Origin of the sequence: Streptomyces sp. NPDC046939 (assembly GCF_040644575.1) — a bacterium.
Taxonomy (GTDB): domain Bacteria; phylum Actinomycetota; class Actinomycetes; order Streptomycetales; family Streptomycetaceae; genus Streptomyces.
The window spans coordinates 209,978-236,289 of record NZ_JBEYWV010000002.1; the positions used below are offsets into that span (position 1 = coordinate 209,978).

A 26,312-nucleotide genomic window follows, 5' to 3' on the forward strand; every position below is an offset into this window, starting at 1 on the left:
CCGGGTCGGGGATCGGAGCCGGGCCCCGAAGGCGGCCCGGCCCCGACCGGCGGTGGAGCGGATTACGCGGCGTCGCCGCAGAGGTAGTAGCAGGCGGTGGTCAGACGGATCGGACCGGCCTTGCGGACGGAAATCTTCTTCATGGCGTTTCCCCCCTTCCCGGGCATTGGAGTTCTGCGAATTTCCGGAATCGCGGTGGTGCAGCCAGGATTGGCGAGCCGATTCGGCCCTGTCAACCAGGAACGAAATAGTCCGGAAATAAATTGCGGGCGCGTTTTCCGGGTGATTTTCGGGCAGCGCGAAGCGGCACTCCGTGCTCGATAAAAAGGAATTCAGGGATTGCCTGAGAAAGGTGAGAAATGATCAGGCGGACGGCGCGGCTGAAGAAACAGCCGTACCGCCCGCCTCAGCGGAGCGCTCTGCGCACCATGCGTGCCTCCCGTACGGGCCCCCGTTTTCTCCGGCCTCGGGATGTGAAGGCCGGCCCTCACCGCAGCATACGGAGACGGGGGGCGCCCCGTTCAGAGAAGCTCAGCGTCTGCCGTTGACACCGGGCCCCGACGCGGTGGAACCCCGCACCACCAGTTCGGGCATGAACACGAACTCGGTGTGCGGGGCAGGGGTGCCGCCGATCTCCTCCAGGACCGCGCGGACCGCGGCCTGGCCCATCGCCTGCACGGGCTTGCGCACCGTGGTCAGCGGCGGATCGGTGAACGCGATCAGCGGGGAGTCGTCGAAACCGACGACGGAGATGTCGTCGGGGACCTCGAGCCCGCGCTGCCGGGCGGCCCGGATCGCGCCGAGCGCCATCATGTCGCTGGCGCAGACGACGGCCGTACAGCCGCGGTCCATCAGGGCGGACGCGGCGGCCTGGCCCCCCTCCAGGGTGTAGAGGGAGTGCTGGACGAGGTCGCGCACGGTGTCGTCCGGGTGTACGCCGAGCCGGTCCCGCATCGTGCGCACGAACCCCTCGATCTTCCGCTGCACCGGCACGAACCGCTTCGGGCCGAGCGCGAGCCCGATCCGGCTGTGGCCGAGGGCGGCGAGGTGGGTGACGGCCAGCTGCATCGCGGCCCGGTCGTCCGGCGAGATGAAGGGGGCCTGCACCTTGGGCGAGAACCCGTCGACGAGGACGAACGGCACGCCCTGGCCGCGCAACTGCTCGTAGCGCTGCATGTCCGCCGTCGTGTCGGCGTGCAGCCCCGAGACGTAGATGATGCCGGTGACGCCCCGGTCGACGAGCATCTCCGTCAGCTCGTCCTCGGTGGAGCCGCCGGGCGTCTGGGTGGCGAGGACCGGGGTGTAGCCCTGGCGGGTCAGCGCCTGCCCGATGGTCTGCGCGAGCGCGGGGAAGATCGGGTTCTCCAGCTCCGGGGTGATCAGGCCGACCAGCCCCTCGCTGCGCTGCCGCAGCCGCACGGGCCGCTCGTAGCCGAGCACGTCGAGCGCCGCGAGGACGGACTGCCGGGTGGTCGACGCGACGCCCGGCTTGCCGTTCAGGACCCGGCTGACCGTCGCCTCGCTGACGCCCGCCTGCACGGCGATGTCGGCCAGGCGCGCGGTCGCGGGTGGGGTACGGACCGGTCGCCGGGTCGCCTGCGCGGGCAGGTGCGTCATCGCACTCCTTGGGGGGACATCGTGCTGGCAAGGCTCCTGATGATCCCCGTGTCACCCCCATGTGGCAAGACCTTGCAGACCCTTGCAAGGAGGCATAACGGGTGATTATCGGGCAGAACTTCCCGCTTTCTCCGGACCCTTGTGGGTCACGAAGCGATAACTCGCCAACTTGGCTGCAATTTTTTGCTGCAAGGTCTTTCGCCGGGCTTGCCGCGCTGTTACGTTCCTGACGCCCGGCGGCGGCGACGGCGCGGCCGGCAAGTGGGTCGGAGGAGCGGACGGGACCACTCCTCGCCCACTCACGGGCATTCACCCTCAAGGAGATCTCATGCGGCGTGGCATAGCGGCCACCGCGGTGGTGGCATCCCTCGCGCTCGCGGCGACGGCGTGCAACGGAAGCGACGACGACGGCGGCAAGGCGTCAGGACCGACCACCATCACCTGGTGGGACACGTCGAACGCCACCAACGAGGCGCCCACGTACAAGGCGTTGGTCAAGGACTTCGAGAAGGCCAACCCCGACGTCAAGGTCAAGTACGTCAACGTCCCCTTCGACCAGGCGCAGAACAAGTTCGACACCGCCGCCGGTGCGAGCGGCGCCCCGGACGTGCTGCGCGCCGAGGTCGGCTGGACGCCCGCGTTCGCGAAGAAGAGCTACCTGCTGCCGCTCGACGGCACCGAGGCCCTCGCCGAGCAGGACAAGTTCCAGGCGAGCCTGATCAAGCAGGCGCAGTTCGAGGGCAAGACCTACGGCGTGCCGCTGGTCACCGACACCCTCGCCTTCGTCTACAACAAGGCCCTCTTCAAGAAGGCCGGCATCACCAAGGCGCCCACCACCTGGGACGAGCTGAAGGCCGACGCCGCCAAGGTCAAGGAGAAGACCGGCGCCGACGGCTACTGGGCCTCCACCGCCGGCTACTACGCCGAACCGTTCCTCCTCGGCGAGGGCACCGACACCGTCGACGCCGAGGGCAAGAAGATCACCATCGGCTCCGCCGAGGCCAAGAAGGGCCTCACCGCCTGGCAGGGCCTCTTCGACGGCAAGGGCCTGCACAAGGCCGACGCCACCGCCGACGCCTACGCCCACATCCAGGACGCCTTCGTCAACGGCAAGGTCGCCTCGATCATCCAGGGCCCCTGGGAGATCACCAACTTCTACAAGGGCTCGGCCTTCAAGGACAAGAACAACCTGGGCATCGCCACCGTCCCGGCCGGTTCGACCGGCAAGGCGGGCGCCCCGACCGGCGGCCACAACCTCTCCGTCTACGCGGGCTCCGACAAGGCCCACCAGGAGGCGTCGCTGAAGTTCGTCAAGTGGATGACCTCGGCGAAGACGCAGGAGCAGATCGCCCTGAAGAACTCCACGCTGCCCACGCGCGCGGACGCCTACACCGCGAAGGTCACCGCCGACCCGGGCATCGCCGGCTACCAGAAGGTGCTCTCCGCCGCCCAGCCGCGTCCCGAGCTGCCCGAGTACAGCTCGCTGTGGACGCCGATGGACCAGGAGCTGCCGAAGATCGCCACCGGCAAGCAGTCCCTGGACGCGGGGCTCAAGAGCCTGGAGGCCTCCTTCACCAAGCTCGTGCCCGACTTCAGCAAGTGACGCGAGGGACGTACGCGTCCTTGTAGTTCGGCCGGTCCGCGCCCCGCGGGGGGAGGGTGCGGGCCGGCGTCGACCTGACCAGAAGGTGCTCCGCCATGACCATCGCCGTCGAACGACCGGCTGCCCAGAGCCGTGAGCCGCGCCCAGGACCGATCCGGCGCCTGAAGGACTCGTACCGCAAGTACTGGTACGCGTACGCCATGATCGCCCCGGTGGTGATCGTCCTCGGCGTTCTCGTCGGCTACCCCTTGGTACGGGGCTTCTACCTGACGCTCACCGACGCCAACAGCCTCAACTCCGCCCGCACCATCGGCGTCAACCACATCGACGCCACCTACAAGTTCATCGGCCTCGACAACTACGCCGACATCCTGTGGGGCCCGTCCTCCTACGACCGCTTCTGGTCGCACTTCATCTGGACGATCGTGTGGACGGCGCTCTGCGTCGCCCTCCACTACGGCATCGGGCTCGGCCTCGCCCTCCTGCTCAACCAGAAGATGCGCGGACGCACCTTCTACCGGCTCATGCTGATCCTGCCGTGGGCGGTGCCCACCTTCGTCACCGTCTTCGCCTGGCGGATCATGCTCGCGGACTCGGGCATCATCAACGCCACGCTCGGCTCGCTCCACCTGCCCCAGCCCGAGTGGCTGGAGGACCCCTTCTTCCAGAAGGCCGCCGCGATCCTCGTCAACACCTGGTGCGGCGTCCCCTTCATGATGATCTCCCTGCTCGGCGGCCTGCAGTCCATCGACGCCTCGCTCTACGAGGCCGCCGAGATGGACGGCGCCAGCGCCTGGCAGCAGTTCCGCCACATCACCCTGCCGGGCCTGCGCTCGGTCTCCTCGACGGTCGTCCTGCTCGGCGTGATCTGGACGTTCAACCAGTTCGCCATCATCTTCCTGCTGTTCGGCAACACCGCGCCCGACGCCCAGATCCTCGTCACCTGGGCTTACCGCCTCGGCTTCGGCCAGCAGCCGCGGGACTTCGCGCAGTCCGCCGCCTACGGCGTGCTGCTCCTGTCGATCCTGACCGTCTTCACCTCCTTCTACTACCGCTGGTTGAAGCGCAATGAGCAGCTCGCCGTCTGACGCCGCAGGAGCCACCACCATGAGCACCACGACCACCCCAGCGCCGGAGGTCCCCGCGCAGCGCTCCGCGCCGAAGGCCGCCCCGTCGAACGCACGCCGGGCGCGCCGGCGCGGTGAGCGCGGTCCGCTCGCGACCGCCCTGTCGCACGGCGTCCTCGCCGTCGCGAGCCTCATCGCCCTGTTCCCCATCGTGTGGCTGGTCTACCTGTCGGCCGGCCCCGACAAGGACGACTACCTGCACCCCGGCGGCATCGCCTCCAAGGCGACCCTCGACAACTACACGTACGTCCTCCAGCACACCGGCTTCCTCGACTGGACGAAGTCGACGCTGGTCGTCGCGCTCGGCACCACCCTCGTCGGCGTCCTCTTCGCCGCCACGACCGGCTACGCCGTCTCCCGGATGCGCTTCCCCGGCTACCGGCCGCTGATGTGGGTCCTGCTGCTCACGCAGGCGTTCCCCATCGCCGTCCTCATCGTGCCGATGTACGAGATCTTCTCCGAACTCGGTCTCGTCGACAGCTACCTGGGCCTCGTCCTGGTCAACTGCACGACGATCGTGCCGTATTGCACCTGGCTGATGAAGGGCTACTTCGACACCGTGCCGGTCGACATCGACGAGGCGGGCCGCATCGACGGCCTCTCGCCGTTCGGCACGTTCTGGCGGCTGATCCTGCCGCTGGCCAAGCCCGGCATCGCGGTCGCCGCGTTCTACGCCTTCATCACCGCGTTCGCCGAGGTCGCGTTCGCCTCGACGTTCCTGCTCGACGACGCCAAGTACACCTTCGCGGTCGGCCTGCAGAGCTTCATCAGCGAGCACGACGCCCAGTGGAACCTCATGGCCGCCACCGCGGTGTTGATCGCCATCCCCGTCACCGCCTTCTTCTACCTTGTCCAGAAGCACCTGGTCACCGGCCTCACCGCGGGCGGGACCAAGGGCTGAAGGCCCGATACGCACGCAGACCCGATACGCACACCGACCCACAGCCGGCTCCTTTACGCAGCAAGGACACCATGACTCAGCACTCCACCGACGAGTCCCCGGCGTTCGCCACCACGACCCGCGAGACCACCGACTGGTGGCGGGACGCGGTCATCTACCAGGTCTACCCGCGCAGCTTCGCCGACAGCGACGGCGACGGCACCGGGGACCTCGAAGGCGTCCGCCGCCGCCTGCCCTACCTGCGCGACCTCGGCGTCGACGCCGTGTGGCTCTCCCCGTTCTACGCGTCCCCGCAGGCCGACGGCGGCTACGACGTCGCCGACTACCGGGCCGTCGACCCCATGTACGGCACCCTCCTCGACGCCGACGCGGTCATCCGCGACGCGCACGCCCTGGGCCTGCGCATCATCGTCGACCTCGTGCCCAACCACTCCTCCGACCAGCACGAATGGTTCAAGCGGGCCGTCGCCGAGGGCCCCGGCTCGCCGCTGCGCGAGCGCTACCACTTCCGCCCCGGCAAGGGTCCGGACGGCGAACTGCCGCCCAACGACTGGGAGTCCATCTTCGGCGGCCCCGCCTGGACCCGGCTGCCCGACGGCGAGTGGTACCTGCACCTCTTCGCGCCCGAGCAGCCCGACTTCAACTGGGAGCACCCGGCCGTAGCCGACGAGTTCCGCTCCATCCTGCGGTTCTGGCTCGACATGGGCGTCGACGGCTTCCGCATCGACGTCGCCCACGGCCTCGTCAAGGCCGAGGGCCTGCCCGACCTCGGCGCCCACGACCAGCTCAAGCTGCTCGGCAACGACGTCATGCCCTTCTTCGACCAGGACGGCGTCCACGAGATCTACCGCTCGTGGCGGCTCATCCTGGACGAGTACGACGGCGAGCGCGTCTTCGTCGCCGAGGCGTGGACCCCGACCGTCGAGCGCACCGCCAACTACGTGCGCCCCGACGAGCTGCACCAGGCGTTCAACTTCCAGTACCTCGGCGCCCCCTGGGACGCCAAGGAGCTGCGCACCATCATCGACAGCTCCCTCGACGCCATGCGCCCCGTCGGCGCCCCGGCCACCTGGGTCCTGTCCAACCACGACGTCACCCGGCACGCCACCCGCTACGCCAACCCGCCCGGCGGCACCCAGATCCGCACCCCCGGCGACCGCGAGCTCGGCCTGCGCCGCGCCCGCGCTGCCACACTGCTGATGCTGGCGCTGCCCGGTTCCGCCTACGTCTACCAGGGCGAGGAGCTGGGCCTGCCCGACGTCACCGACCTGCCCGACGAGGTGCGCCAGGACCCGTCGTTCTTCCGCGCCCAGGGCCAGGACGGTTTCCGCGACGGCTGCCGGGTGCCGATCCCGTGGACGGTGGACGGACCCTCGTACGGCTTCGGTGGCGGCGGCAGCTGGCTCCCGCAGCCCGACACCTGGGGCCCGCTCAGCGTCGAGGCGCAGACCGGCGACCCGGACTCGACGCTGGAGATGTACCGCTCGGCGTTCGCCGTGCGCCGCGCCCAGCCCGGCCTCGGCGCCGGAGCCGACGTGACCTGGCGCGACGACGTGCCCGCGGGCGTCCTCTTCTTCGAGCGCCCCGGGTTCGCCTGCACGGTCAACACGACCGGCGCCCCGGTCCGCGTCCCCGCGCCCGGCCGGACGCTGCTCGCCTCGGGCCCGGTGCCGGCGCCCGAGAACGGCACGGTCGAGCTGCCCGCCGACACGACGGTGTGGTGGGAGACGGTCTGATCCGGAGACACACGTGACAAGGGGGCCGGTGTTCTCGCACCGGCCCCCTTCCTCATACGTGGGTCACTTCCAGGTGTCGCTCGCGGTGTAGCCGCTGCCCGAGCCGGTCGTGTAGGACCGGTTGTCCCCGGACTCCCAGGTCACGTTCCCCGAGGCGTCCTTCTTCAGGTACTTGTACGTGAAGGACGTGTTCTTCGGGACGATCACCGTGCTGCCCCAGGAGGGGTACGTGGCCGACGACAGCGGGATCGCGTCGGCCGGGTTCCAGGAGCCGAGCGAGGGGATCGACCCGACGACGTAGACGTTCGTGCCGGTCGTGGTCGTGGCGTTGACCGCGAACCGCACGTCGGTGGCGCTCGCGTCCGCGACGTTCCAGGTGTTGTTGACGGTGGCCGACGACGTGCCGGTGGTCAGCTTGCGGTTGGCGTTGGACTCCCAGGTGACGTTCCCGGCGGAGTCCTTCTTCAGGTACTTGTACTCGATCGCGGACGAGGCCGGGACGGCGATGTCCTTCTTCCAGACGGGGTAGCCGGTGGCGGAGAGCTTCACCGCGTTCGCCGTGTTCCAGGAGCCGAGCGCCGGGGCGGACCCGACCACGTAGACGTCGGTGCCGGAGGTGGTGGGCGCGTACGCGTTGAAGGAGGCGGTGACGGTGGTGGTGCCGTTCCCGCCGTCGTTGCCACCGCCGCAGTTCACGGTGCAGATGTACGAGCCGTCGTAGAACGCGACCGCGCCCTTCGCCGGGACGGTGAGCGTGGCCTTGCCGCCGGAGACGGTGACGGAGGTGGCGCCACCGTTGATCACGTTCTTGTACGTGCCGTCCTTGAGGCCGGTCGTGTACGTGTGGGTGTGGGCGGACGAGGAGTTGTTGAGCGCGACGAAGCCGCCGGTGCCGCGCGCGAAGCCGATGACGTTCGAGGCGGGGGACTGCCAGTTGGTGACGGAGGCGCCCGCGACCGCGTTGTGCCAGGCGATGATCCCGGAGACGGCGGTGTCGCGGTCCAGGCAGGACCAGCCCGAGGAGCAGTTCGTGTCGGTGACGAAGCCGCCGTTGTTGGGCGGCGCCTCGTCGCTCTGGGAGAAGTTCCAGGCGGCGTAGACGGACGGGCGGCCGTAGCCGCGCGCGAGCTGGAAGACGTTGGCGAGGACCGCCGTCGCGCCGTCCTTGTAGCTGAGCGTGTAGCCGTTGCGCTCGGTGTCGTGGTTGGTGACGAAGGTGTTGGAGTTCGCCTCGTTCGCCAGGCCCCAACTGCTGCCGAACGACGCCAGGTTCGCGATGTCGCCACCGCCGAACTGGGACTTCATGGCGGCCGCGTACGTGAAGTCCAGGACGTCGCCGTTGGCGTAGTAGTCGCCGAGGGCGGGCGGGGTGCCCGGGTACACCTCCTGCGTGATGTACGGGGCGTCGCCCGCCTTCGTGGTGTGCAGGGCGCCCACGATGGCCTTCATGTCGGCGGTGTCGATGTGCTTGGCGGCGTCCACGCGGAAGCCGTCGACCCCGAGGTCGATCTGCTTGTTGAGGAAGCCGGCGATCTTCTGCCGGACGGCGGACTCGGAGGTGTCGAGGTCGGGCATGCCGAGCAGCTCGCAGTGCTGCACCTCGTACTGGTCGGACCAGTTGGCGATGGTCTTCTTGCAGTCGTCGCTGTCGGCCGGGTCGTAGTCCGGGGTGTCGTACTTGTCGCTGAGGGTGGTGCCCGCGTAGCCGGTGCCGGTCTGCCCGGCCGTGTGGTTGATGACGGCGTCGGTGTAGACCTCGATGCCGGCGGCGTGACAGGTGTCGATCATGCTCTTGAAGTCGCTCGCGCTGCCGAAGCGGCTGTCCAGCTTGTACGAGTACGGCTGGTAGACGTCCCACCAGAAGTAGTTCGTCTGCTTGAGGGACTCCTCGGGCGGGGCGACCTGCACGGCGCCGTATCCGGCCGGGTCGAGGACGTCGGTGCACTCCTTGGCGACCGACTTCCAGTTCCACGACCACAGGTTGGCTATGACGTCGCCGTTCTTGACGCCCGTGTCGGCGGCGGACGCGGTCTGCGCGGGCAGGGTGACGACGCCGCCGAGCGCGAGCGCGGCGACGGCGAGAGCGGTGGCGGTGCGGTGCCTTCTGCGGGAAGGCGCGGTGGGGGACGGGTGCATGTGCGGCTCCTACATGTGGGGACTGCGACGGCCCCTGAGGGGGCGGCGCACCGAGAGCGTGAGGGAGCCCGTAAGGCCGCGTCAATAACTCTGTTGAAAGTTCTTGCTATGCATTGCAGAACTCTTGCAGCAAAGTTCCTGCAAGCGATACGGTCGCGCGGCGGACCGGAGCCACCCCCCGAAGGACATGTCCGCAAGAGCCCCAGCTTCCGCCTCCGCGAGGAGTTCACGCCTTGAGCCGCACCCTCTCCACACCGCAACGCCACAGACGGACCGCCGCGTACACCGCGGCCGCCGCGCTGGTCCTGACCCTGGCCCAGCCGCTCGCGGCCCGCGCCGCGGCGCCGCCCGCGCCGCCGTCGGACGCGAAGCTGGCCGCCACGCCCGCGCGCCATGACCTGACGCGCGAGCAGTACTACTTCGTCCTCCCCGACCGCTTCGCCAACGGGGACAGGTCCAACGACAAGGGCGGCCTCACCGGCACCCGCCTCGCCACCGGCTACGACCCGTCCGACAAGGGCTTCTACCAGGGCGGCGACCTCAAGGGCCTGACGAACCGGCTCGACTACATCAAGGACCTCGGCACCACCGCGATATGGCTGGCGCCGATCTTCAAGAACAAGCCGGTGCAGGGCACGGGCGACAACGCCTCAGCCGGTTACCACGGCTACTGGATCACCGACTTCACCCAGGTCGACCCGCACTTCGGCACCAACGCCGACCTGAAGACCCTGATATCCAAGGCCCACCGCAAGGGCATGAAGGTCTTCTTCGACGTCATCACGAACCACACCGCCGACACGGTCGACTACACCGAGATGACGTACAACTACCGCCCCAAGGGCGCCTACCCCTACCTGGACACCGAGGGCCGCCCCTTCGACGACAGCAAGGGGGTGACCGCGAAGGTCGACGCGGACTCGTTCCCGTACACGCCGAAGAACACGGGCGAGATGGTCCCGTCCTGGCTGAACGACCCGACCATGTACCACAACCGCGGCGACTCGACCTGGGAGGGCGAGTCCACCACGTACGGCGACTTCTCCGGCCTCGACGACCTGTGGACCGAGCGGCCCGAGGTCGTCAAGGGCATGGAGGACATCTACAAGACGTGGGTGCGGGACTTCGACATCGACGGGTTCCGCATCGACACCGTCAAACATGTCGACCTGGACTTCTGGACCCAGTGGGCCACGGCGCTCGACACGTATGCCGCCAAGCACGGCCGGGACGACTTCTTCATGTTCGGTGAGGTGTACTCCGCCGACACCGACGTGACCTCCCCGTACGTCACCCGTGGCCGCCTCGACGCGACCCTCGACTTCCCCTTCCAGGAAGGGGCCCGCGCCTACGCCTCACAAGGCGCGACGGCCGACAAGCTGGCCAAGGTGTTCGCCGACGACTACAAGTACGCGACCGACAAGGCGAACGCCTACGAGCAGGTCACGTTCCTCGGCAACCACGACATGGGCCGCATCGGCAGCTTCCTGAAAGCCGACAACCCGCAGGCGTCCGACGCCGAGCTGCTGCGCCGCGACAAGCTGGCCAACGAGGTCATGTTCCTCTCGCGCGGCAACCCCGTCGTCTACTACGGCGACGAGCAGGGCTTCACCGGCCCCGGCGGCGACAAGGACGCCCGGCAGACGATGTTCGCCTCGAAGGTCGCCGACTACCTCGACGACGACGAGATCGGCACCGCCCGCACCCACGCCGACGACGCCTACGACACCCGGCACCCGCTCTACAAGGCGATCGCCGCGCTCTCCAAGCTCCGCAAGGACAACCCGGCGCTCGCCGACGGAACCCAGAAGGAGCTGTACGCCAAGGACTCGGTGTACGCCTTCTCCCGTACGGGCGCGGACCGCGAGTACGTCGTGGCGGTCAACAACGCGACGACCGCGAAGACGGTGACGCTGCCCGTCGAGTCCGCGAAGTTCCATGCGCTGTACGGCGGTTCGGGCACGGTCAAGGCGTCCGGCGGCTCCGTCGAGGTGACGGTCCCGGCCCTGTCATCACTGGTCCTGCGCGCCGACGGCAAGCTCCCGGCGCCCGCCGCGAAGCCCGCGCTGACCCTGAAGGCCCCCGCCGCCGGCGCCACCGGCACGGTCACCCTCTCCGCCGACCCGGGCACCACCGCCTCCGCGCGCGTCGTCTTCGCCGCGCAGGTGGGCAACGGCGCCTGGAAGACGCTCGGCTCCGTCGACCACGCCCCGTACCGGATCACCCAGTACCTCCCCGACACGGTGGAGGCCGGGACGACGCTGCGGTACAAGGCTGTCGTGGTGGACCGCGCCGGACGCACCGCGAGCGCCCTCGCCTCCTCGACGGCGGGGCAGCCGCCCGCGCCCGAGAAGCCGACGGCGGTCGACCGTGACTACGCCGTCGTCCACTACAAGCGCGCGGACGGCGACTACGACGGCTGGACGCTCAAGTCGGGCTCCGCGACGGGGCAGTTCACCGGCCGGGACGCCTTCGGCGCCTTCACCTGGGTGAAGGTCCCGGACGGGGCGAGTTCCGTCACGTACACCCTCCAGAACGGTGACGACACCGACGGTCCGCAGCGCACCGTCGACCTGGCCAGGACCGGCGAGGTCTGGGTCGAGCAGGGCAAGGACGGGCAGGCGACCGCCAGGCCCGATGGGGTCTATCCGCCGCAGGACGAGAAGAAGGCCGTGATCCACGTCCACCGCGCGGACGGCGACTACGACGGCTGGGGCCTGCACACCTGGACGGGTGCCGCCAACCCCACCGACTGGTCGAAGCCGCTCAAGCCCACCGGCAAGGACGCGTACGGCTTGATCTTCGAGGTGCCGCTCGCGGACGGCGCGACGACGCTGAACTACATCGTCCACAAGGGCGACGAGAAGGACATCGCCACCGACCGCGTCCTCGACTTCGCCACGTACGGCAAGGAGGTGTGGCTCAATGCGGGGGAGTCCTCCTACCTGCTCCCGTCGGTCGGCTCGGGCGGTGACCTCGACCTCTCCAAGGCGCAGGCGCAGTGGATCGACGCGAACACCGTCGTCTGGAAGGTGACGGCCACCGCCGCCACCAGCCAGCAGCTCGTCTACGCGCCCGAGGGCGGCATCACCGTCCAGGACGGTGCGCTGAGCAGCGAGGGGCACTGGCTGCGGCTGAGGCCCGGTGCGCTGACCGACGCGCAGAAGGCGAGGTACCCGCACCTCAAGGACTATCCGGCGTTCACCGTCGATCCGCGCGACCGCGACCGGGTGCGGGACGCCCTGCGCGGCCAGCTCATCGCCACGCAGCGCGCGGCGAACGGCGCCCTGCTCGCCGCCACCGGGGTGCAGATCCCGGGCGCCCTGGACGACCTGTACGCGGGCAGCGCGGAAAAGGCCGCCCTGGGCCCGGTGTTCAAGGGCGACAAGGTCACGCTCTCCGTCTGGGCGCCGACCGCGCAGGACGTACGGCTCGAACTTGGCGGCAAGGAGCGCGCGATGCGCCGCGACGCCGCGAGCGGCGTCTGGTCCGTCACCGGCCCCGCGTCCGCCTGGCGCGGCGAGGAGTACCGGTTCGCCGTGACCGTGTGGGCGCCGAGCGTCCAGAAGCTCGTCAGCAACAAGGTCACCGACCCGTACTCCGTGGCGCTCACCGCGAACTCGGAGCGCAGCCTCGTCGTCGACCTGGCCGACAAGGCGCTCGCCCCGAAGGGCTGGTCCGGTCTGGCCAAGCCCAAGGCCGTCGCCATGAAGGACGCGCAGATCCAGGAGCTGCACATCCGCGACTTCTCGGTGGCGGACCGCACGACCCCGGCGAAGGACCGCGGCACCTACCTCGCCTTCACCGACAAGAACAGCGACGGCTCGAGGCACCTGCGCGAGCTGGCGAAGTCCGGCACCTCGTACGTGCACCTGCTGCCCGCCTTCGACATCGCCACCATCCCCGAGAAGAGGTCCGAGCAGGCCACGCCCGCCTGTGACCTGGCGTCGTACGCCCCCGACAGCGACAAGCAGCAGGAGTGCGTCGGCAAGGCGGCGGCCAAGGACGCCTTCAACTGGGGCTACGACCCGTACCACTACACGGTCCCCGAGGGCTCGTACGCGAGCGACCCCGACGGCACCCGGCGCACCGTCGAGTTCCGCCGGATGGTCAAGGCGCTCAACGAGGACGGCCTGCGCGTCGTCATGGACGTCGTCTACAACCACACGGCGGCGGCCGGGCAGGACAAGACGTCTGTCCTCGACCGGATCGTGCCCGGCTACTACCAGCGGCTCATGCCGGACGGCTCGGTCGCGAACTCCACGTGCTGCGCGAACACCGCGCCCGAGAACGCGATGATGGGCAAGCTCGTCGTCGACTCGCTCGTCACCTGGGCGAAGGAGTACAAGGTCGACGGCTTCCGCTTCGACCTGATGGGCCACCACCCCAAGGCCAACATCCTCGCGGTCCGCAAGGCCCTCGACGCGCTCACCCTCAAGAAGGACGGCGTCGACGGCAAGAAGATCATCCTCTACGGGGAGGGCTGGAACTTCGGCGAGGTCGCCGACGACGCCCGCTTCGTGCAGGCCACGCAGAAGAACATGGCGGGCACCGGCATCGCCACCTTCGCCGACCGGGCCCGCGACGCCGTGCGCGGCGGCAGCCCCTTCGACGAGGACCCGGGCGTCCAGGGCTTCGCCTCCGGCCTCTACACCGACCCCAACTCCTCGAAGGCGAACGGCACCCCGGCGGAGCAGAAGGCCCGCCTCCTGCACTACCAGGACCTCATCAAGGTCGGCCTGTCCGGCAACCTCGCCGCCTACGAGTTCACCGACAGCACGGGCAAGAAGGTGAAGGGCTCCGACGTCGACTACAACGGCGCCCCCGCCGGATACGCCGCCGCGCCCGGCGACGCCCTCGCCTACGCGGACGCCCACGACAACGAGTCCCTGTACGACACGCTGACGTACAAGCTGCCCGCGTCGACGAGCACGGCGGACCGCTCCCGCATGCAGGTCCTCGCCATGGCGACGGCCGCGCTGTCCCAGGGCCCGGCCCTGTCGCAGGCGGGCACCGACCTGCTCCGCTCGAAGTCGCTCGACCGGAACTCGTTCGACAGCGGCGACTGGTTCAACGCCATCCACTGGGACTGCCGGGCGGGCAACGGGTTCGGGCGCGGCCTGCCCCCGGCCGCCGACAACAAGGCCAAGTGGCCGTACGCGGCGCCGCTGCTGAAGTCGGTGCCCGTGCCGGGTTGCGCCGCCATCGACGGCACATCGGCCGCCTACCAGGACCTCCTCAGGATCCGCACGGCCGAGCCCGCCTTCCACCTGGCCTCGGCCGGGCAGGTCCAGAAGGAGCTGTCGTTCCCGCTCTCGGGCAAGGACGAGACGCCGGGCGTCCTCACCATGCGCCTCGGTGACCTCGTGGTCGTCCTGAACGCGACGCCGCAGCGGCAGAGCCAGACGGTCCCGGGTCTCGCCGGGACCGGTTACCGGCTGCACCCGACGCAGGCCGGCGGCTCGGACTCCGTCGTCAGGTCGGCCTCGTACGAGGCGGGAACGGGCACGTTCGAGGTGCCCGCCCGGACGGTGGCGGTGTTCAAGAGCAAGTGATCCCACGAGGACGCCCCCTGCCCGCACGGGCAGGGGGCGTCTTTGTCGTCCGGCCTCGGGACCGCCACCTGTACAGCAGGCACAGGGACACGCGCCGCGTCGCTCGGGTCCGGGCCGGTCAGTGCCGGGCGATCCGGTCCAGCCACTCGCGCAACAGCGTCCGCTCCGCCTCCGTCAGCGCGGTGGTTTCCGGCAGGGCCGCGCGGAGCGCCACCGCCGCGCCGGCCGCACCCGGGGCCTGTGCCGCGGGGGCGTCGGTGGTGATCGCCGCGATGACCGCCTCGCGCGCGAGCGCCGACACCTCCCTGTCCCGCTGCTCAGCGGGTTGCGCGAGCAGCGCGAGCGTCGCCCCGCTGCCCGCCGCGTGCACGAGCTGCGCCGCGCGCTCCTCCGTGACCCGCAGCCGGCCCGCTTCGGCGATGCGCCGGATGTGCGTGGCGAGCACCTCGTACCCGGCGACGGCGGCCGGGGGCGGCACGGTGCCGGGGCGTCGGCGGCCGAACATGAGCAGGTACAACGCGGGGTTGGCGAGGCCGAAGTCGAGATGCAGGTCCCAGCCCGCGCGCAGGTCGGCCACCGGGTCGTCGGTGAAGGCCAGTTCGGTCTTGTCGCTGAGGTACGCGGCGAAGCCCTCGGCCGCCGCCGCGTCGAGGAGGCCCTGCTTGTCGCCGAAGAGCCGGTAGATCGTCGGCGCCTGCACCCCGGCGGCGGCCCCGACGGCCCGCGTCGACACCGCCTCTTCACCGCCCTCGGCCAGCAGCTTCGCCGTGGCCGCCAGGATCCGCTCCCGGGGGCCGCCCTCCGCGGTGATGTCGTCGACGCTCATGAGGGAACGGTAACAGGGAGGCGTTAGCGCCGATACGGTATCGATGCTAACGTTCAATTGTTATCAGCGATTACCCCGCTCGAATCCCCTAAGCATGGAGGCGTCATGCTCATCGTCACCGGAGCCACCGGACAGCTCGGCCGCGAGACCGTCGAGCGACTGCTCGACCGGGTCCCCGCCGACCGGATCGGCGTCAGCGTCCGCGCTCCCGAGAAGGCGCGGGACCTCGCGGAGCGCGGAGTGCGTGTCCGCCGCGGCGACTTCACCGAGCCCGAGAGCCTCGCCCACGCCTTCGAGGGCGCCGAGCAGGTCCTGATCGTCTCCATCGACTCCACCGGCGAGCACGTCGTCGCGGGGCACCGCGCCGCGATCACGGCGGCCGTGGCGGCGGGCGCCCGCCGCGTCCTCTACACCAGCCACATGGGGGCGAGCCCGACCTCGCTCTTCGCGCCCATGCCCGACCACGCCGCCACCGAGCAGGCGCTGCGGGAGGCGGGCGTCGCCCACACCGCCCTGCGCAACGGCTTCTACGCGGCGTCCGCCGTCATGATGCTCGGCGACGCCCTGCGCAGCGGGCAGCTCGTCGCCCCGCAGGACGGCCCCGTCTCCTGGACGGCCCACGCCGACCTCGCCGAGGCCGCCGCGCTCGTCCTGACCGGCGAAGGCCGCTTCGACGGACCGAGCCCGGCGCTCACCGGCGCCGAGGCCCTCGACCTGGCCGACATCGCGGCTCTTTTGTCGGACATCGCCGGACGCCCCGTCGAGCGCGTGGTCGTCCCCGACGCCGACTATCACGCGCGCCTCGTCTCGCACGGCGTGCCGACGGCTCAGGCAGATCTGCTGCTCGGCCTGTTCCGGGCCGCCCGCCGGGGCGAGTTCGCGGCGGTCGACCCCACCCTCGCCACCCTGACCGGGCACGCCCCGACGCCCCTGCGCGACGTACTGAAGGAGGCCGTCGCGGCGGCGGGCTGACCGCGTCCTGATCTGCCCGGCGCGCCCGGCCTGCCGGGCGGACCGGAGGCCCCCTCCGTGACGTGGTCCGGACCAAGTGGCAGGATCAAGGGGTTCATCGACTCAGGGGGGCCGGGATGAACCGAGGGGACCAGGGGGAGCGCCGCGCCGGGAGGGCGCGAAGACGCCTGACACAGGTGCTCGTGTCGAGCGCGGTGATCGCCACCGTGCTCGCGGCCTGCGGCGGCGCCTACGCGTACTGGCGCCACAGCAAGGCGCTCGCCGTCGCCCGCTGCGTACGGGACGGGGGCGACCCGGGCGCGCTGCCCGTCGTGGGCCCCGGCACCTTCACCACGGCGCGCGGCGAGGGCGCCCCGGTCGGCTCCGGGTCCAAGCTGCGGCGCTACAAAGTGCAGGTCGAGGACGGCATCGGCATACCGGCCGACAGCGCCGCGCGGGAGATCGCGGGCATCCTCGGCGATCCGCGCGGCTGGAGCCGCGACGGGGTGGACGCCTTCCAGCTCGTCGGCTCGGGGCCGCGCGACTTCATCATCAAGATCGCCACGCCGCACACCGTGGACTGCCTCTGCGGCTCGGCGGGCCTCGACACCGGCGGCGAGGTGAACTGCAGCATCGGGCGGTCGGTCGTGGTCAACCTGCGGCGCTGGGTGCAGGGTTCGCCCGAGTTCGACGGGCCCCTCGCCGACTACCGGGCGCTGATCGTCAACCACGAGGTCGGCCACCGCATCGGCCACGGACACGAGACGTGCCCGGCGGCCGGGCGGCCCGCGCCCGCGATGATGCAGCAGATCAAGGGCCTGCACGGCTGCACCGCGAACGCCTGGCCCTACGACCGCGCGGGCACCTACCTGGGCGGCCCCCGCGTACCGTGAGCGCGCCGCGCGCCGGGTCTCACATCAGCCCCAGCTCCCGCCCCCGGTCGACGGCTTCGGCCCGCGACCGCGCGCCCAGTTTGCGGTAGACCGCGCGGGTGTGGCTCTTGACCGTGTTGTACGAGACGTACATGCCGTCCGCGATCTGCCGCAGCGGCACCTCGTGCTGCAAGGCGTGCAGCACGGCGAGTTGACGGTCCGTCAGGGCCTCTCGCGCCGGCCTGTCGGCCACCGGGGCCGGTCCCGGCACGGAGGCCAGGACGGCGGACGCCTCGTCCCGCAGCTCGCGCGCGCTCCGCGCGTCCGTCACGTCCTCCGCGATCTCCACCAGGACACCGGCGACCCACACCAGACACGTCGTCACCGCCTCGTCCGCCCCCAGCGGATCGCGGCTCAGCGAGCGCAGCCTGCCGTGCAGGTCCGCCACCCGCCCGTCCACAGGACCGGAGCCGTCGGGCCCCGTGCGCGACGCGTGCGTGCGCATGCCCCTCACCTCCCCATGTGACAGGGCATCTCCCTCCCACCGTGCGGGCGGAGGGGGGCGCGCGGAAGGGGCTTGTCGGCCCTCTGCGGTCAGCGTCCTCCGTCGCGCGCGCCCGGCAGACGCCGCACCTCCAGGAGTTCGAGGCCGAACGCCTGGACGCGGTCGAGGATCCCGTACAGGGCCGCCTGGTCGAGCCCCGCCCCGAGCAGGACGGTCTCGGCCGGGTGCAGCACGATCGTCAGCTCGCCGAACTCGGCCCTGAACGCCTCGCCGATGCTGCCCCGGACCCGGATCTCGTAGTCGGCGCCCGCTGACGGCCCGTCCGCTCCCGAGCCCGCCCGCGCCCCGCCCATGACGCCCCCTCCCGTACGTGTCCGGTTCGGGGACGACCCTGCCGCGCGGCCGGGACGCACCGCATCACCTCGTGCGGGTGACACGGGCACGGTGGGAGCCGGGAGAGCGGGCGGGTGGTCCGTTGGCCCTCTCCCGGCCGACGGACACCCCTCCCGACTGGACCAATGGCTCAGCACATCAGGGCTCTGTTGAACCACGAGCCCCCGGGGTGCTGCAATACGAAGGTCGATGGCGCTGCGGAACCCCCGCTTCCTCCGGGAAAGGGACCTCCGGGGCGCCTTACTCATGTCCGGACACACATCGAAGGGCGGGGACATTGCTGAAGAGGGCTTTCGTGGCGCCGGATCCGGGACGTGCGCGGCTGCGGTTCGCGAGCCGCGCCGTGCTCGGGATCGGGCTCGCCGTGGCGGTGAGCGGGGCGCTGGGCCACGCGTTGACGGCGGCCGTCACGGGCGGTCTCGCCGCGCTCCTCGCCCTGTTCACGGTGGCCGACGCGACGGTCCGGGGCCAGGCGGTGACGACGGCGCTGCTCCCGGTCGTCGGCCTCCCCGTCCTCGCCCTCGCCGCGCTCCTCCACGCCCAGCCCGTCGCCCGCGACCTGGTCTTCCTGGCGATCGTGGGGGCCGGGGTGTACGCGCGGCGGTGGGGGCCGCGCGGCCACTCCCTCGGCGTCTTCGCGTTCATGACGTACTTCGCGGCGCAGTTCCTGCACACCACGCCGGACCGGCTCCCGGAGCTGTACACGGCGGTGCTGCTCTCGCTCGCCGTCGCCGCCGCGGTGCGGTTCGGCGCGTGGTGCTACGAGCGCCGGGCCCCCGTGCCCGCGCCCGTACCCGCCCCGTTCACGGGGACCGGTCTGGCCCGGATCACCACCCGGCAGGCCGTCCAGGCGACCGTCGGCGCGGGCTTCGCGCTCGCCGTCGGCCAGCTCCTCTCCGACCAGCGCTGGTACTGGGCCGTCGGCGCCACCTGGTGGGTCTTCGTCAACACCACCTCGCGCGGCGAGACGCTGGTACGCGGCTTCCGGCGCTTCCTCGGCACGGTGCTCGGCATCGTCCTCGGCTTCCTGGTCGCCGTCCCCCTGCACGACGAGCCGGTCGCGGCGGCCGTGGTGATCGCGCTGAGCGTCTTCGGCATCTTCTACACCGCCGCCGTCTCCTACACCTGGATGATGCTGGCCGTCACCACCATGGCGAGCATGCTGTACGGGCTCCTCGGTGTCCTCGACCCCGGCCTGCTCGCGCTGCGCGTGGCGGAGACGGCCGTCGGGGCGCTCGGCGCCGTCCTCGCCGTGCTCCTCGTCCTGCCCGTCACCACGCACTCCGTCACCGACGCCTGGGTCGAACGCGCCCTGCGGTGCGTCCACGCCTGCACCGCCGAGGCCGCCGCCCGCCTCGCCGGTGACGCCACCGCGGACCCCGCCCCGCGCGTCGCCGAACTGGAGGCGCTGCTTGCCCGCGTACGCCTCTCGCTCGCGCCCCTCGTCCACCCGCTCAGCCCGCTGCGGGCCCGCAAGGAGCGCGCCCGCACGATCCTCGCCCTCCTCGACGACTGCGCCCGCGAGGTCCGCGGCCTCGCCTCCGTCGCCGCCGACCCGGAGGCCTCCCACGACGCCCGCCTGGCCGCCGCCTGCTGGCGCGTGGAGACGGCGGTGGAGGCCCTGACCGCCCCGGCGCCGTACGGAACAGGCGTCACGGCCGCGCCCCGGACACCGGAGGCGGAACCGGTCCTCGCCCATCTGCACGCCCTGGAACGCGCCCTGGTGGAGCTCGCGGTGCCGCTGCGCGGGGCCGAGCGGGCGGGCGCGGGCACGTAGGACGGGGCACGGGGCGAGTCGTCGCTCCCCTCGGCGGCCAGGGCCGGAGCCGCTGCTACGGTCGGCGCACGGGCACGCGGCCCGCACGCCGAAAGGGGACACAGTGACCGGCAGCCAGTCAGGACGGTCGGGACGGGCCTACATCGGATCGTTCACGGCGGCGGGCGGCCCCGGCGTCGTCACCGCCGCGCTGAACGCCTCCGACGGCTCCCTGACCCTCCTCGGCGCGAGCGACGCCGCGCCCGACCCCTCGTACCTGGCGGTCGGCGACGGCCTGCTGTACGCGGTCGGCGAGACGACGGACGGCACGGTCACTGCGTTCCGCACCGACACCACCCCCGTGACCCCGCTCGGCAAGCCCGCCCCGGTCGGCGGCGACGCCCCCACGCACCTGTCCCTGTGGGGCGGTCACGTGCTCACCGCCAACTACGGCTCCGGCAGCGTCACCGCGCTCCCGCTGCGCGCCGACGGCACCCCGGACGCGGGCGGCCGCGACGTGCTGCGGCACACCGGTTCAGGACCGCACCCGCAACGCCAGCAGGGCCCGCACGCCCACCAGGTCCTGCCGGACCCGAGCGGCCGCTGGGCGGTCAGCGTCGACCTCGGCACGGACTCCGTCCGCGTCTGCGCCCTCACCGACGGCCGGCTCACCGTCCACCACGAGACGGCCCTGCGCCCCGGCTCGGGCCCCCGCCACCTGGCCTTCCACCCGTCGGGCGGGTACGCGTACGTCCTCAACGAACTGACTCCGACCCTCACGGTCTGCGCCTGGGACGCGGACGCGGGCGTCCTCAAGCCGCTGACGGAGGTCTCCGTCCTGGCCCAGGCGCCGCGCGGCGACGCCTACCCCTCCGAGATCGTCGTCTCGCCCGACGGCCGCTTCCTGTGGACGGCGACGCGCGGCGAGGACGTCATCTCGACGCTCACCCTGGACCCCACGGGCGAGCACGCCACCCTCCGCTCCACGACCCCCTGCGGCGGCCACTGGCCCCGCGACCTCTCCCTCGCCCCCTCGGCCCACCACCTCTACGCGGCGAACGAACGCTCCGGCGACGTCACGTGGTTCACACTGGACGCGGAGTCGGGCGAGCCGACGAGAGCGGGCTCGGTACGGGTCCCGGCGGCCTCCTGCGTAGTGTTCGACTGACCCCATCCAAGCCCGTCCGGCGATTGAGGACGAGCCCGAAGGGCGATGATCGAGCCCGCAGGGCGAGCCGTCAAAAAGACCGCCCACGACGAAGGGCCCGGGACGCGGAACGTCCCGGGCCCACCGTCGTACCGGTCACCCGCCGGAGGCAACCGGTTGAGGCGTGATCCCCAGCGCCCCCGTGTACTTCGCCAGCGCCAACTTCCCCATCGCCGGATACGCCCCGAGCGGCGCCGCCGCGGCGAGCCCCGCGTCCTTGGCCGCCGCCTCCCACACGCTCGGGTCCAGCTCCGGCCCGACCAGGTACGGGGCGAGCGCGAGCTGCTGGGAGCCGGACTCGCGGAGCTGCTCGGCGGTGGCGGCGATCGCGCCCTCCTTGTCGAGCGCGGCGGCGATCACGGGCACGGCGAGCCGCGCGGCGAGCAGCATCCCGGTGATCCCGGCGGCCTGCACCGCCTCCTCGCCGCCCACGGACGCGAGGACGATGCCGTCCGCGGCCGTCGCCACGGTGAACAGGCGGGCCCGGTCGGCGCGGGCGAGCCCGGCCTCGGAGAGCCGCACGTGCAGGGCCTCGGCGAGCAGCGGGTGCGGGCCGAGGACGTCGGTCAGCTCGGCCGCGACGCGGCTGTCGGCGATGGACTGCCGGATCTGGCGAAGCAGCGCGCCGTCCGGGCTCGCGAGCAGCGGCACGACGACCGCGACGGGGCCCTCGGGCGCGGACGCCTCGGCACCGGCGGCGACGGCCTGCTCGTAGCGGGCGGTGCGCTCCTTCGCGGCGTGCGCGAGCACGGACGCGAGGGAGGGGAACTCGGCGGACACCGGGAAGTCGGTGGTCTCCCCGTCGACGAAGCCGACGCGGGCGTCCAGACCGGGGAGCTCGGACCGGGCGATGCTCACGACCTCGTCGGCGAGCATGCGCGTCTCCGCGCTGGGCGTGCCGGGCACGGCCAGCACGAGGGCCGGTGCGCCCTCGGGGGCGGCCACGGGTTCCGGACGGCGGTGGCGTCCGGGCTGGCGAGGTCGCGGCATTCGTACAGGCAGGCCGGAAGCGGGCCCATTGGGGGAGCTCATGGCGCCGCATGCTACTGGCTCTCCCGGCCCCGTCGCGCGGTCAGGGGGGAGCTGAGCGGTATCCGTCCGCGATTGTCCGATCGGTTACGGATGGATCAAGTGTCCTGGTCCGAGCGGGTGCGCGGGGTTACGGGACGTACAGCAGACGCCCCTCCCGCGGCAGTCGGAGACCACCCGTCGCGAGGGCACCCGCGATGACCAGCGCGCCGCTGAGCGGGTCACCGGCGGCGGAGACGACGGTGGCGCCGGGGAGCTGCTCCGCGAGCTGCGCGCGGAGCGGGCCGAGCAGGGGCTCGCCCATCTTGAAGAGTCCGCCGGTGAGCGCGACCTCGCCGCCGTCCGCCGGGCAGACCGCGGCGGCCGCCTCCGCGATGTGGCGCGCGGCGTCGCCGAGGATTCCGGCGGCGACCGGGTCGTTCCCGGCGCAGCGCGCGACGTCCGGGGCGAACGAGGCGAGCGCGGCGGGCCGGTCGGTGCGCGGATAGATCCGCCCCGGCAGCTCGCCCGCCGGGCCGAACCGCTCCTCGGCGAGTTCGAGCAGCGCCGCGCTGCCGCCGCGCCGCCCGTCGTGGGCGCGCATCGCCGCGTCGAGTCCGGCGCGGCCGATCCAGGCGCCGCCGCCGCTGTCGCCGAGCAGATGGCCCCAGCCGTCGGCCCTGCGCCAGGCGGTGAGGTCGGTGCCGAGGGCGATGAGGCCGGTGCCCGCGGCGACGACCGCGCCGGGCCGCTGGCCGAGCGCGCCCGCGTACGCGGTGACGGCGTCCCCGGCCAACGCCAGCCGTGTGACGCCCAGTTCCCGCTTGAGCGCGTCCGGCAGTTCGGCCCGCAGGCCGTCGCCGAGCGTCGCCATCCCGGCGGCGCCGATGGTCACCGCGGTCAGGACCGGCTCCCCGGCCGCCTTCAGCAACTCCCGTGCCATGGGAACCAGTTGTTCCAACATATGGGCCGGGTCGATGCCCGCCGCCACGGTCCGCACGGGTTCGCGGGACGCGGTGCTCCCGGCGTGGAACGGCGCGTCGGCGGGGGCGAGCGCGACGCGCAGACCGGAGCCGCCGGAGTCGACACCGAGCACCCAACGCGCCGCGTCCGGCGCCGTGTCGGCGGCCGGCGACTGGTTCGCTGTAGGCACCCGGGGCCCTCCTGTCCTGTCCGAGGAGGAACACTAGCGCCGCCGCACCCCTCTCCGTACCCCCTTCCCGCGCACCGGTTCCCCGGCGGCGGGGTGGCCGCCGGGTGGCAGTAGAGTGACGCGTCGTGGCAGCGCGACCTTTGAACGAACTTGTCGAAGAGGGCTGGGCGAAGGCCCTGGAGCCCGTGGCCGGACGCATCGCGGCCATGGGGGACTTCCTGCGGTCCGAGATCGCCGCGGGCCGGACCTACCTCCCGGCCGGACCGCACGTCCTCAGGGCCTTTCAGCAGCCCTTCGACGACGTGCGGGTGCTCATCGTCGGCCAGGACCCCTACCCGACCCCCGGCATGGCGATCGGCCTGAGCTTCGCGGTTGCGCCCGAGGTGCGGACGCTGCCCGGCAGCCTCCAGAACATCTACCGCGAGCTGACCGCGGACCTCGGCCTGCCCCGCCCGTCCAACGGCGACCTCACCCCCTGGACGAAGCAGGGCGTGCTGCTGCTCAACAGGGCGCTGACGACCGCCCCGCGCAGCCCGGGCGCCCACCGCGGCAAGGGCTGGGAAGAGGTCACCGAGCAGGCGATACGGGCCCTGGTCGCCCGGAACAAGCCACTCGTCTCCGTGCTGTGGGGGCGCGACGCACGCAATCTGCGCCCCCTGCTCGGCCAGTTGCCGGCGATCGAGTCCGCGCACCCCTCGCCCATGTCGGCGGACCGGGGATTCTTCGGCTCCCGCCCGTTCAGCCGCACCAATGAGCTGCTGACCTCCCTGGGCGCGCAGCCGGTGGACTGGCGCCTGCCGTAGCTCCCCGGGCGCCCGGCCTCAGCTCCTCGGCCTCACCCCACGACCGCCGCGCGCACGCACAGCACGTCCGGCAGATGGGACGCCACCTGCCGCCAGCTGTCGCCGTCGTCGTGCGAGGCGTACACCTCCCCGTTCCGGTTGCCGAAGTAGACGCCCGCCGGGTCCGCGTCGTCCGTGCACAGCGCGTCCCGCAGTACCGTGCCGTAGTGGTCGCCGTCCGGGAGTCCGCTGGTCAGCGGCTCCCAGCTCGCGCCCGCGTCCTGCGTGCGGTAGACGCGACATCGGCGCTCGGCCGGGACCCGGTCGATGTCCGCCGTGATCGGGAAGACGTACGCCGTGTCGCCCCGGTGCGGATGCGCGGCGACCCCGAAGCCGAAGGTCGAGGGCAGGCCCTCGCCGATGTCGGTCCATTTCGCGCCCGCGTCGTCACTGCGGTACACGCCCCAGTGGTTCTGCAGGTACAGCCGGTCCGGGTCGGCCGCGTCCCGCGCCACCTTGTGCACGCACTGGCCGAACTCGGGGTTCGGGTCGGGCAGGAACACGGCGGCCACCCCGGAGTTCGACGGGGCCCAGCTCGCGCCGCCGTCCGCCGAGCGGAACACCCCGGCCGTCGACACCGCCACCGTCAGGGCGCGCGGGTCACGGGCGTCCGTGAGCACCGTGTGCAGGCCCTCGCCGCCACCGCCCGGCACCCACTGGGAGCGCGTCGGATGCTCCCACAGCGGGCGGCACAGCTCGAAGGACTCGCCTCGGTCCACCGAGCGGTACAGCGCCGCCGGCTCCGTGCCCGCGTACACCACGTCCGGCTCGGCCGCCGCCGGGTGCAACTGCCACACCCGCTCCAGGGAGGCGCCGGTGTCCTTCGGGAACTTCACGGCGGGCGCGGACGGCTCGGTCCAGGTCCGCCCGAGATCGTCCGAGTGGAACACGGACGGGCCGTAGTGCGCGCTGTCCCCGCCCACGAGCAGCCGGGGCGTGTCCGTCCGGGTGTCGAGCGCGACGGAGTACACCGCCTGCGCGTTGAAGTACGGGCTCTCGTCGAACTCCCAGGCCCCGCCGCCGCGCCTGCGCCCCAGGAACAGCCCCTTGCGCGTGCCCACCGCCAGCAGTACGTCCGTCATGCCGCACACCTCCGAAACGCCGTTGTCTCCAGGTGTCCGTCAGTCTGCACCCCGCCACTGACAATGGCTGCTCCGAGCGCCGGCGCCGCAGGTCAGGCGGGTACGGCGACCCCTCGGCCTCACCGTGCCGGTCCCGCCCGGAACGCTCCCGGCGTCTCCCCGGCGCGCAGCCGGAAGAACTTGGTGAAGTCGCTGGCGTCGGCGAAGCCGAGCCGTGCCGCCACCTCCCGCGCCGGGAGCCCGCTGTGCCACAGCAACCGCTTGGCCTCCAGCAGGACCCGGTCGTCGACGTACTGCTTCGCGGTGCGCCCCGTCGCGGCGAGCGCCGCCCTGGTGAGAGTGCGCGGGCTGTAGCCGAGCGCCGCCGCGTAGTCCTCCACGCGCCGGGTCACCGCGTGGTCCCGCTCGACGGCGGCGTGGAAGCGGCGGAACGTGGGAGACACGGTTGTCGCGTCCGGCGCCGGTTCCCTTACGGCGGCGAGGCGCACCAGCAGCACCGAGAGCAGCGCGCGCAGCACCTCGGTGTGCGCCTCCAGGGGGAGCGAGGCCATCGCCCCGTACTCGTGGCGCAGGTGGTCGAGCGCCAGCGCCACCGCTTCCGCGTCGGCCCCGCGCGGGCTCAGCGGGCGCTGCTCGTACGGCGGGTCCATGTGCGCGGCCGAGACGGTCGCGGGCGGCAGGAAGCCCGGCTGGAACAGGACGATCACCCCGTCCGCCGCCGCCAGGTCCGAGCCGAACCGCTGCACCTGCCCCGGGCGGATCCACAGCCAGGACCCGGGCCGCAGCTCCTGCTCGACGAAGTCCACCCACATCCGCACCGGCCGCCCGCGCGCCCCGATCAACTGGTGGAAGGCCGGGCGGGCGGGGACGTACGGGTCGTTGCCGTGCCGCCGCGCCCGCTCGTACAGGCCGGCCAGCTCCAGCACCTCGACCCCGGCGGGCGCGCCGACGGCCGGCGTGTACGCCAGCTCCCTGACGTCGGCGCCGGGCGCGTCCCCTCGTTTCTGTCCGTTTCTCCCCATGCCGAGTCCCGAGCGTACCG

Annotated in this window: 19 protein-coding genes; 10 read left to right on the forward strand and 9 right to left on the reverse strand. The window is 71.9% G+C overall.

The window, feature by feature from the left end; genetic code table 11:
- Nucleotides 1-531: 531 nt before the first annotated feature.
- The gene (locus tag ABZ877_RS03240) at nucleotides 532-1,617 is read right to left on the reverse strand and encodes a LacI family DNA-binding transcriptional regulator (protein WP_361063451.1); all 1,086 of its coding nucleotides are present in this window, start codon (nucleotides 1,615-1,617) and stop codon (nucleotides 532-534) included.
- Nucleotides 1,618-1,945: 328 nt separating this feature from the next.
- Here ABZ877_RS03240 and ABZ877_RS03245 point away from each other — a divergent pair, with 328 nt between their 5' ends.
- The 4 genes from ABZ877_RS03245 (at nucleotide 1,946) to ABZ877_RS03260 (ending at nucleotide 6,984) form a co-directional block, all read left to right on the forward strand.
- Nucleotides 1,946-3,220, forward strand: coding sequence for an extracellular solute-binding protein (locus ABZ877_RS03245; protein WP_361063454.1), 1,275 nt, complete (start codon nucleotides 1,946-1,948; stop codon nucleotides 3,218-3,220).
- 95 nt (nucleotides 3,221-3,315) lie between these two features.
- Nucleotides 3,316-4,308 carry a sugar ABC transporter permease gene (locus ABZ877_RS03250; protein WP_361063457.1) on the forward strand — a complete coding sequence of 331 codons (993 nt, stop codon included), beginning with the start codon at nucleotides 3,316-3,318 and terminating at the stop codon, nucleotides 4,306-4,308.
- 19 nt (nucleotides 4,309-4,327) lie between these two features.
- A complete protein-coding gene (locus ABZ877_RS03255; RefSeq protein ID WP_361063460.1) occupies nucleotides 4,328-5,248 on the forward strand; it encodes a carbohydrate ABC transporter permease in 921 nt (306 codons plus the stop codon).
- A gap of 71 nt (nucleotides 5,249-5,319) precedes the next feature.
- Nucleotides 5,320-6,984: an alpha-amylase family glycosyl hydrolase gene (locus tag ABZ877_RS03260; protein ID WP_361063463.1), complete on the forward strand. Its 1,665-nt coding sequence runs from the start codon at nucleotides 5,320-5,322 to the stop codon at nucleotides 6,982-6,984.
- 63 nt (nucleotides 6,985-7,047) lie between these two features.
- Here the strand turns inward: ABZ877_RS03260 and ABZ877_RS03265 are convergent, their stop codons facing one another.
- Nucleotides 7,048-9,120: a carbohydrate-binding module family 20 domain-containing protein gene (locus ABZ877_RS03265; RefSeq protein ID WP_361063466.1), complete on the reverse strand. Its 2,073-nt coding sequence runs from the start codon at nucleotides 9,118-9,120 to the stop codon at nucleotides 7,048-7,050.
- A gap of 299 nt (nucleotides 9,121-9,419) precedes the next feature.
- Between ABZ877_RS03265 and pulA the strand changes: the two genes are divergently transcribed.
- A complete protein-coding gene (pulA, locus tag ABZ877_RS03270) occupies nucleotides 9,420-14,675 on the forward strand; it encodes a pullulanase-type alpha-1,6-glucosidase (protein WP_361063875.1) in 5,256 nt (1,751 codons plus the stop codon).
- Between the two features lie 118 nt (nucleotides 14,676-14,793).
- Here pulA and ABZ877_RS03275 read toward each other — a convergent pair whose 3' ends face one another.
- Nucleotides 14,794-15,501: a TetR/AcrR family transcriptional regulator gene (locus tag ABZ877_RS03275; RefSeq protein WP_361063469.1), complete on the reverse strand. Its 708-nt coding sequence runs from the start codon at nucleotides 15,499-15,501 to the stop codon at nucleotides 14,794-14,796.
- A gap of 105 nt (nucleotides 15,502-15,606) precedes the next feature.
- On the opposite strand from ABZ877_RS03275, the gene ABZ877_RS03280 reads away from it, so the two are divergent.
- Both ABZ877_RS03280 and ABZ877_RS03285 read left to right on the forward strand, forming a co-directional pair.
- Nucleotides 15,607-16,473 (forward strand): NAD(P)H-binding protein, encoded by an 867-nt coding sequence (locus tag ABZ877_RS03280; RefSeq protein ID WP_361063472.1) that lies wholly within the window; start codon nucleotides 15,607-15,609, stop codon nucleotides 16,471-16,473.
- A 116-nt stretch (nucleotides 16,474-16,589) separates the two neighbouring features.
- On the forward strand, nucleotides 16,590-17,345 hold the full coding sequence (locus ABZ877_RS03285) for a DUF3152 domain-containing protein (protein ID WP_361063475.1): 756 nt from the start codon (nucleotides 16,590-16,592) through the stop codon (nucleotides 17,343-17,345).
- Between the two features lie 19 nt (nucleotides 17,346-17,364).
- On the opposite strand, the gene ABZ877_RS03290 is transcribed toward ABZ877_RS03285, so the two are convergent.
- Both ABZ877_RS03290 and ABZ877_RS03295 read right to left on the reverse strand, forming a co-directional pair.
- Complete coding sequence (locus ABZ877_RS03290; RefSeq protein ID WP_361063478.1) at nucleotides 17,365-17,829, reverse strand: LuxR C-terminal-related transcriptional regulator; 465 nt, start codon at nucleotides 17,827-17,829, stop codon at nucleotides 17,365-17,367.
- Nucleotides 17,830-17,918: 89 nt separating this feature from the next.
- Nucleotides 17,919-18,182: a hypothetical protein gene (locus ABZ877_RS03295; protein ID WP_361063481.1), complete on the reverse strand. Its 264-nt coding sequence runs from the start codon at nucleotides 18,180-18,182 to the stop codon at nucleotides 17,919-17,921.
- A 317-nt stretch (nucleotides 18,183-18,499) separates the two neighbouring features.
- Between ABZ877_RS03295 and ABZ877_RS03300 the strand changes: the two genes are divergently transcribed.
- Complete coding sequence (locus tag ABZ877_RS03300; RefSeq protein ID WP_361063484.1) at nucleotides 18,500-19,999, forward strand: FUSC family protein; 1,500 nt, start codon at nucleotides 18,500-18,502, stop codon at nucleotides 19,997-19,999.
- 103 nt (nucleotides 20,000-20,102) lie between these two features.
- Entirely contained in the window at nucleotides 20,103-21,146 is a 1,044-nt protein-coding gene (locus ABZ877_RS03305; RefSeq protein WP_361063487.1) for a lactonase family protein, read from the forward strand.
- 135 nt (nucleotides 21,147-21,281) lie between these two features.
- Here the strand turns inward: ABZ877_RS03305 and ABZ877_RS03310 are convergent, their stop codons facing one another.
- Nucleotides 21,282-22,217 (reverse strand): hypothetical protein, encoded by a 936-nt coding sequence (locus ABZ877_RS03310; RefSeq protein ID WP_361063490.1) that lies wholly within the window; start codon nucleotides 22,215-22,217, stop codon nucleotides 21,282-21,284.
- A 127-nt stretch (nucleotides 22,218-22,344) separates the two neighbouring features.
- Complete coding sequence (locus ABZ877_RS03315) at nucleotides 22,345-23,346, reverse strand: BadF/BadG/BcrA/BcrD ATPase family protein (RefSeq protein WP_361063493.1); 1,002 nt, start codon at nucleotides 23,344-23,346, stop codon at nucleotides 22,345-22,347.
- A 125-nt stretch (nucleotides 23,347-23,471) separates the two neighbouring features.
- Here ABZ877_RS03315 and ABZ877_RS03320 point away from each other — a divergent pair, with 125 nt between their 5' ends.
- Nucleotides 23,472-24,149 carry a uracil-DNA glycosylase gene (locus ABZ877_RS03320; protein ID WP_361063496.1) on the forward strand — a complete coding sequence of 226 codons (678 nt, stop codon included), beginning with the start codon at nucleotides 23,472-23,474 and terminating at the stop codon, nucleotides 24,147-24,149.
- A gap of 32 nt (nucleotides 24,150-24,181) precedes the next feature.
- Here ABZ877_RS03320 and ABZ877_RS03325 read toward each other — a convergent pair whose 3' ends face one another.
- Nucleotides 24,182-25,270 carry an exo-alpha-sialidase gene (locus ABZ877_RS03325; protein ID WP_361063499.1) on the reverse strand — a complete coding sequence of 363 codons (1,089 nt, stop codon included), beginning with the start codon at nucleotides 25,268-25,270 and terminating at the stop codon, nucleotides 24,182-24,184.
- A gap of 119 nt (nucleotides 25,271-25,389) precedes the next feature.
- Entirely contained in the window at nucleotides 25,390-26,292 is a 903-nt protein-coding gene (locus tag ABZ877_RS03330; protein WP_361063502.1) for a helix-turn-helix transcriptional regulator, read from the reverse strand.
- Nucleotides 26,293-26,312 lie beyond the last annotated feature (20 nt).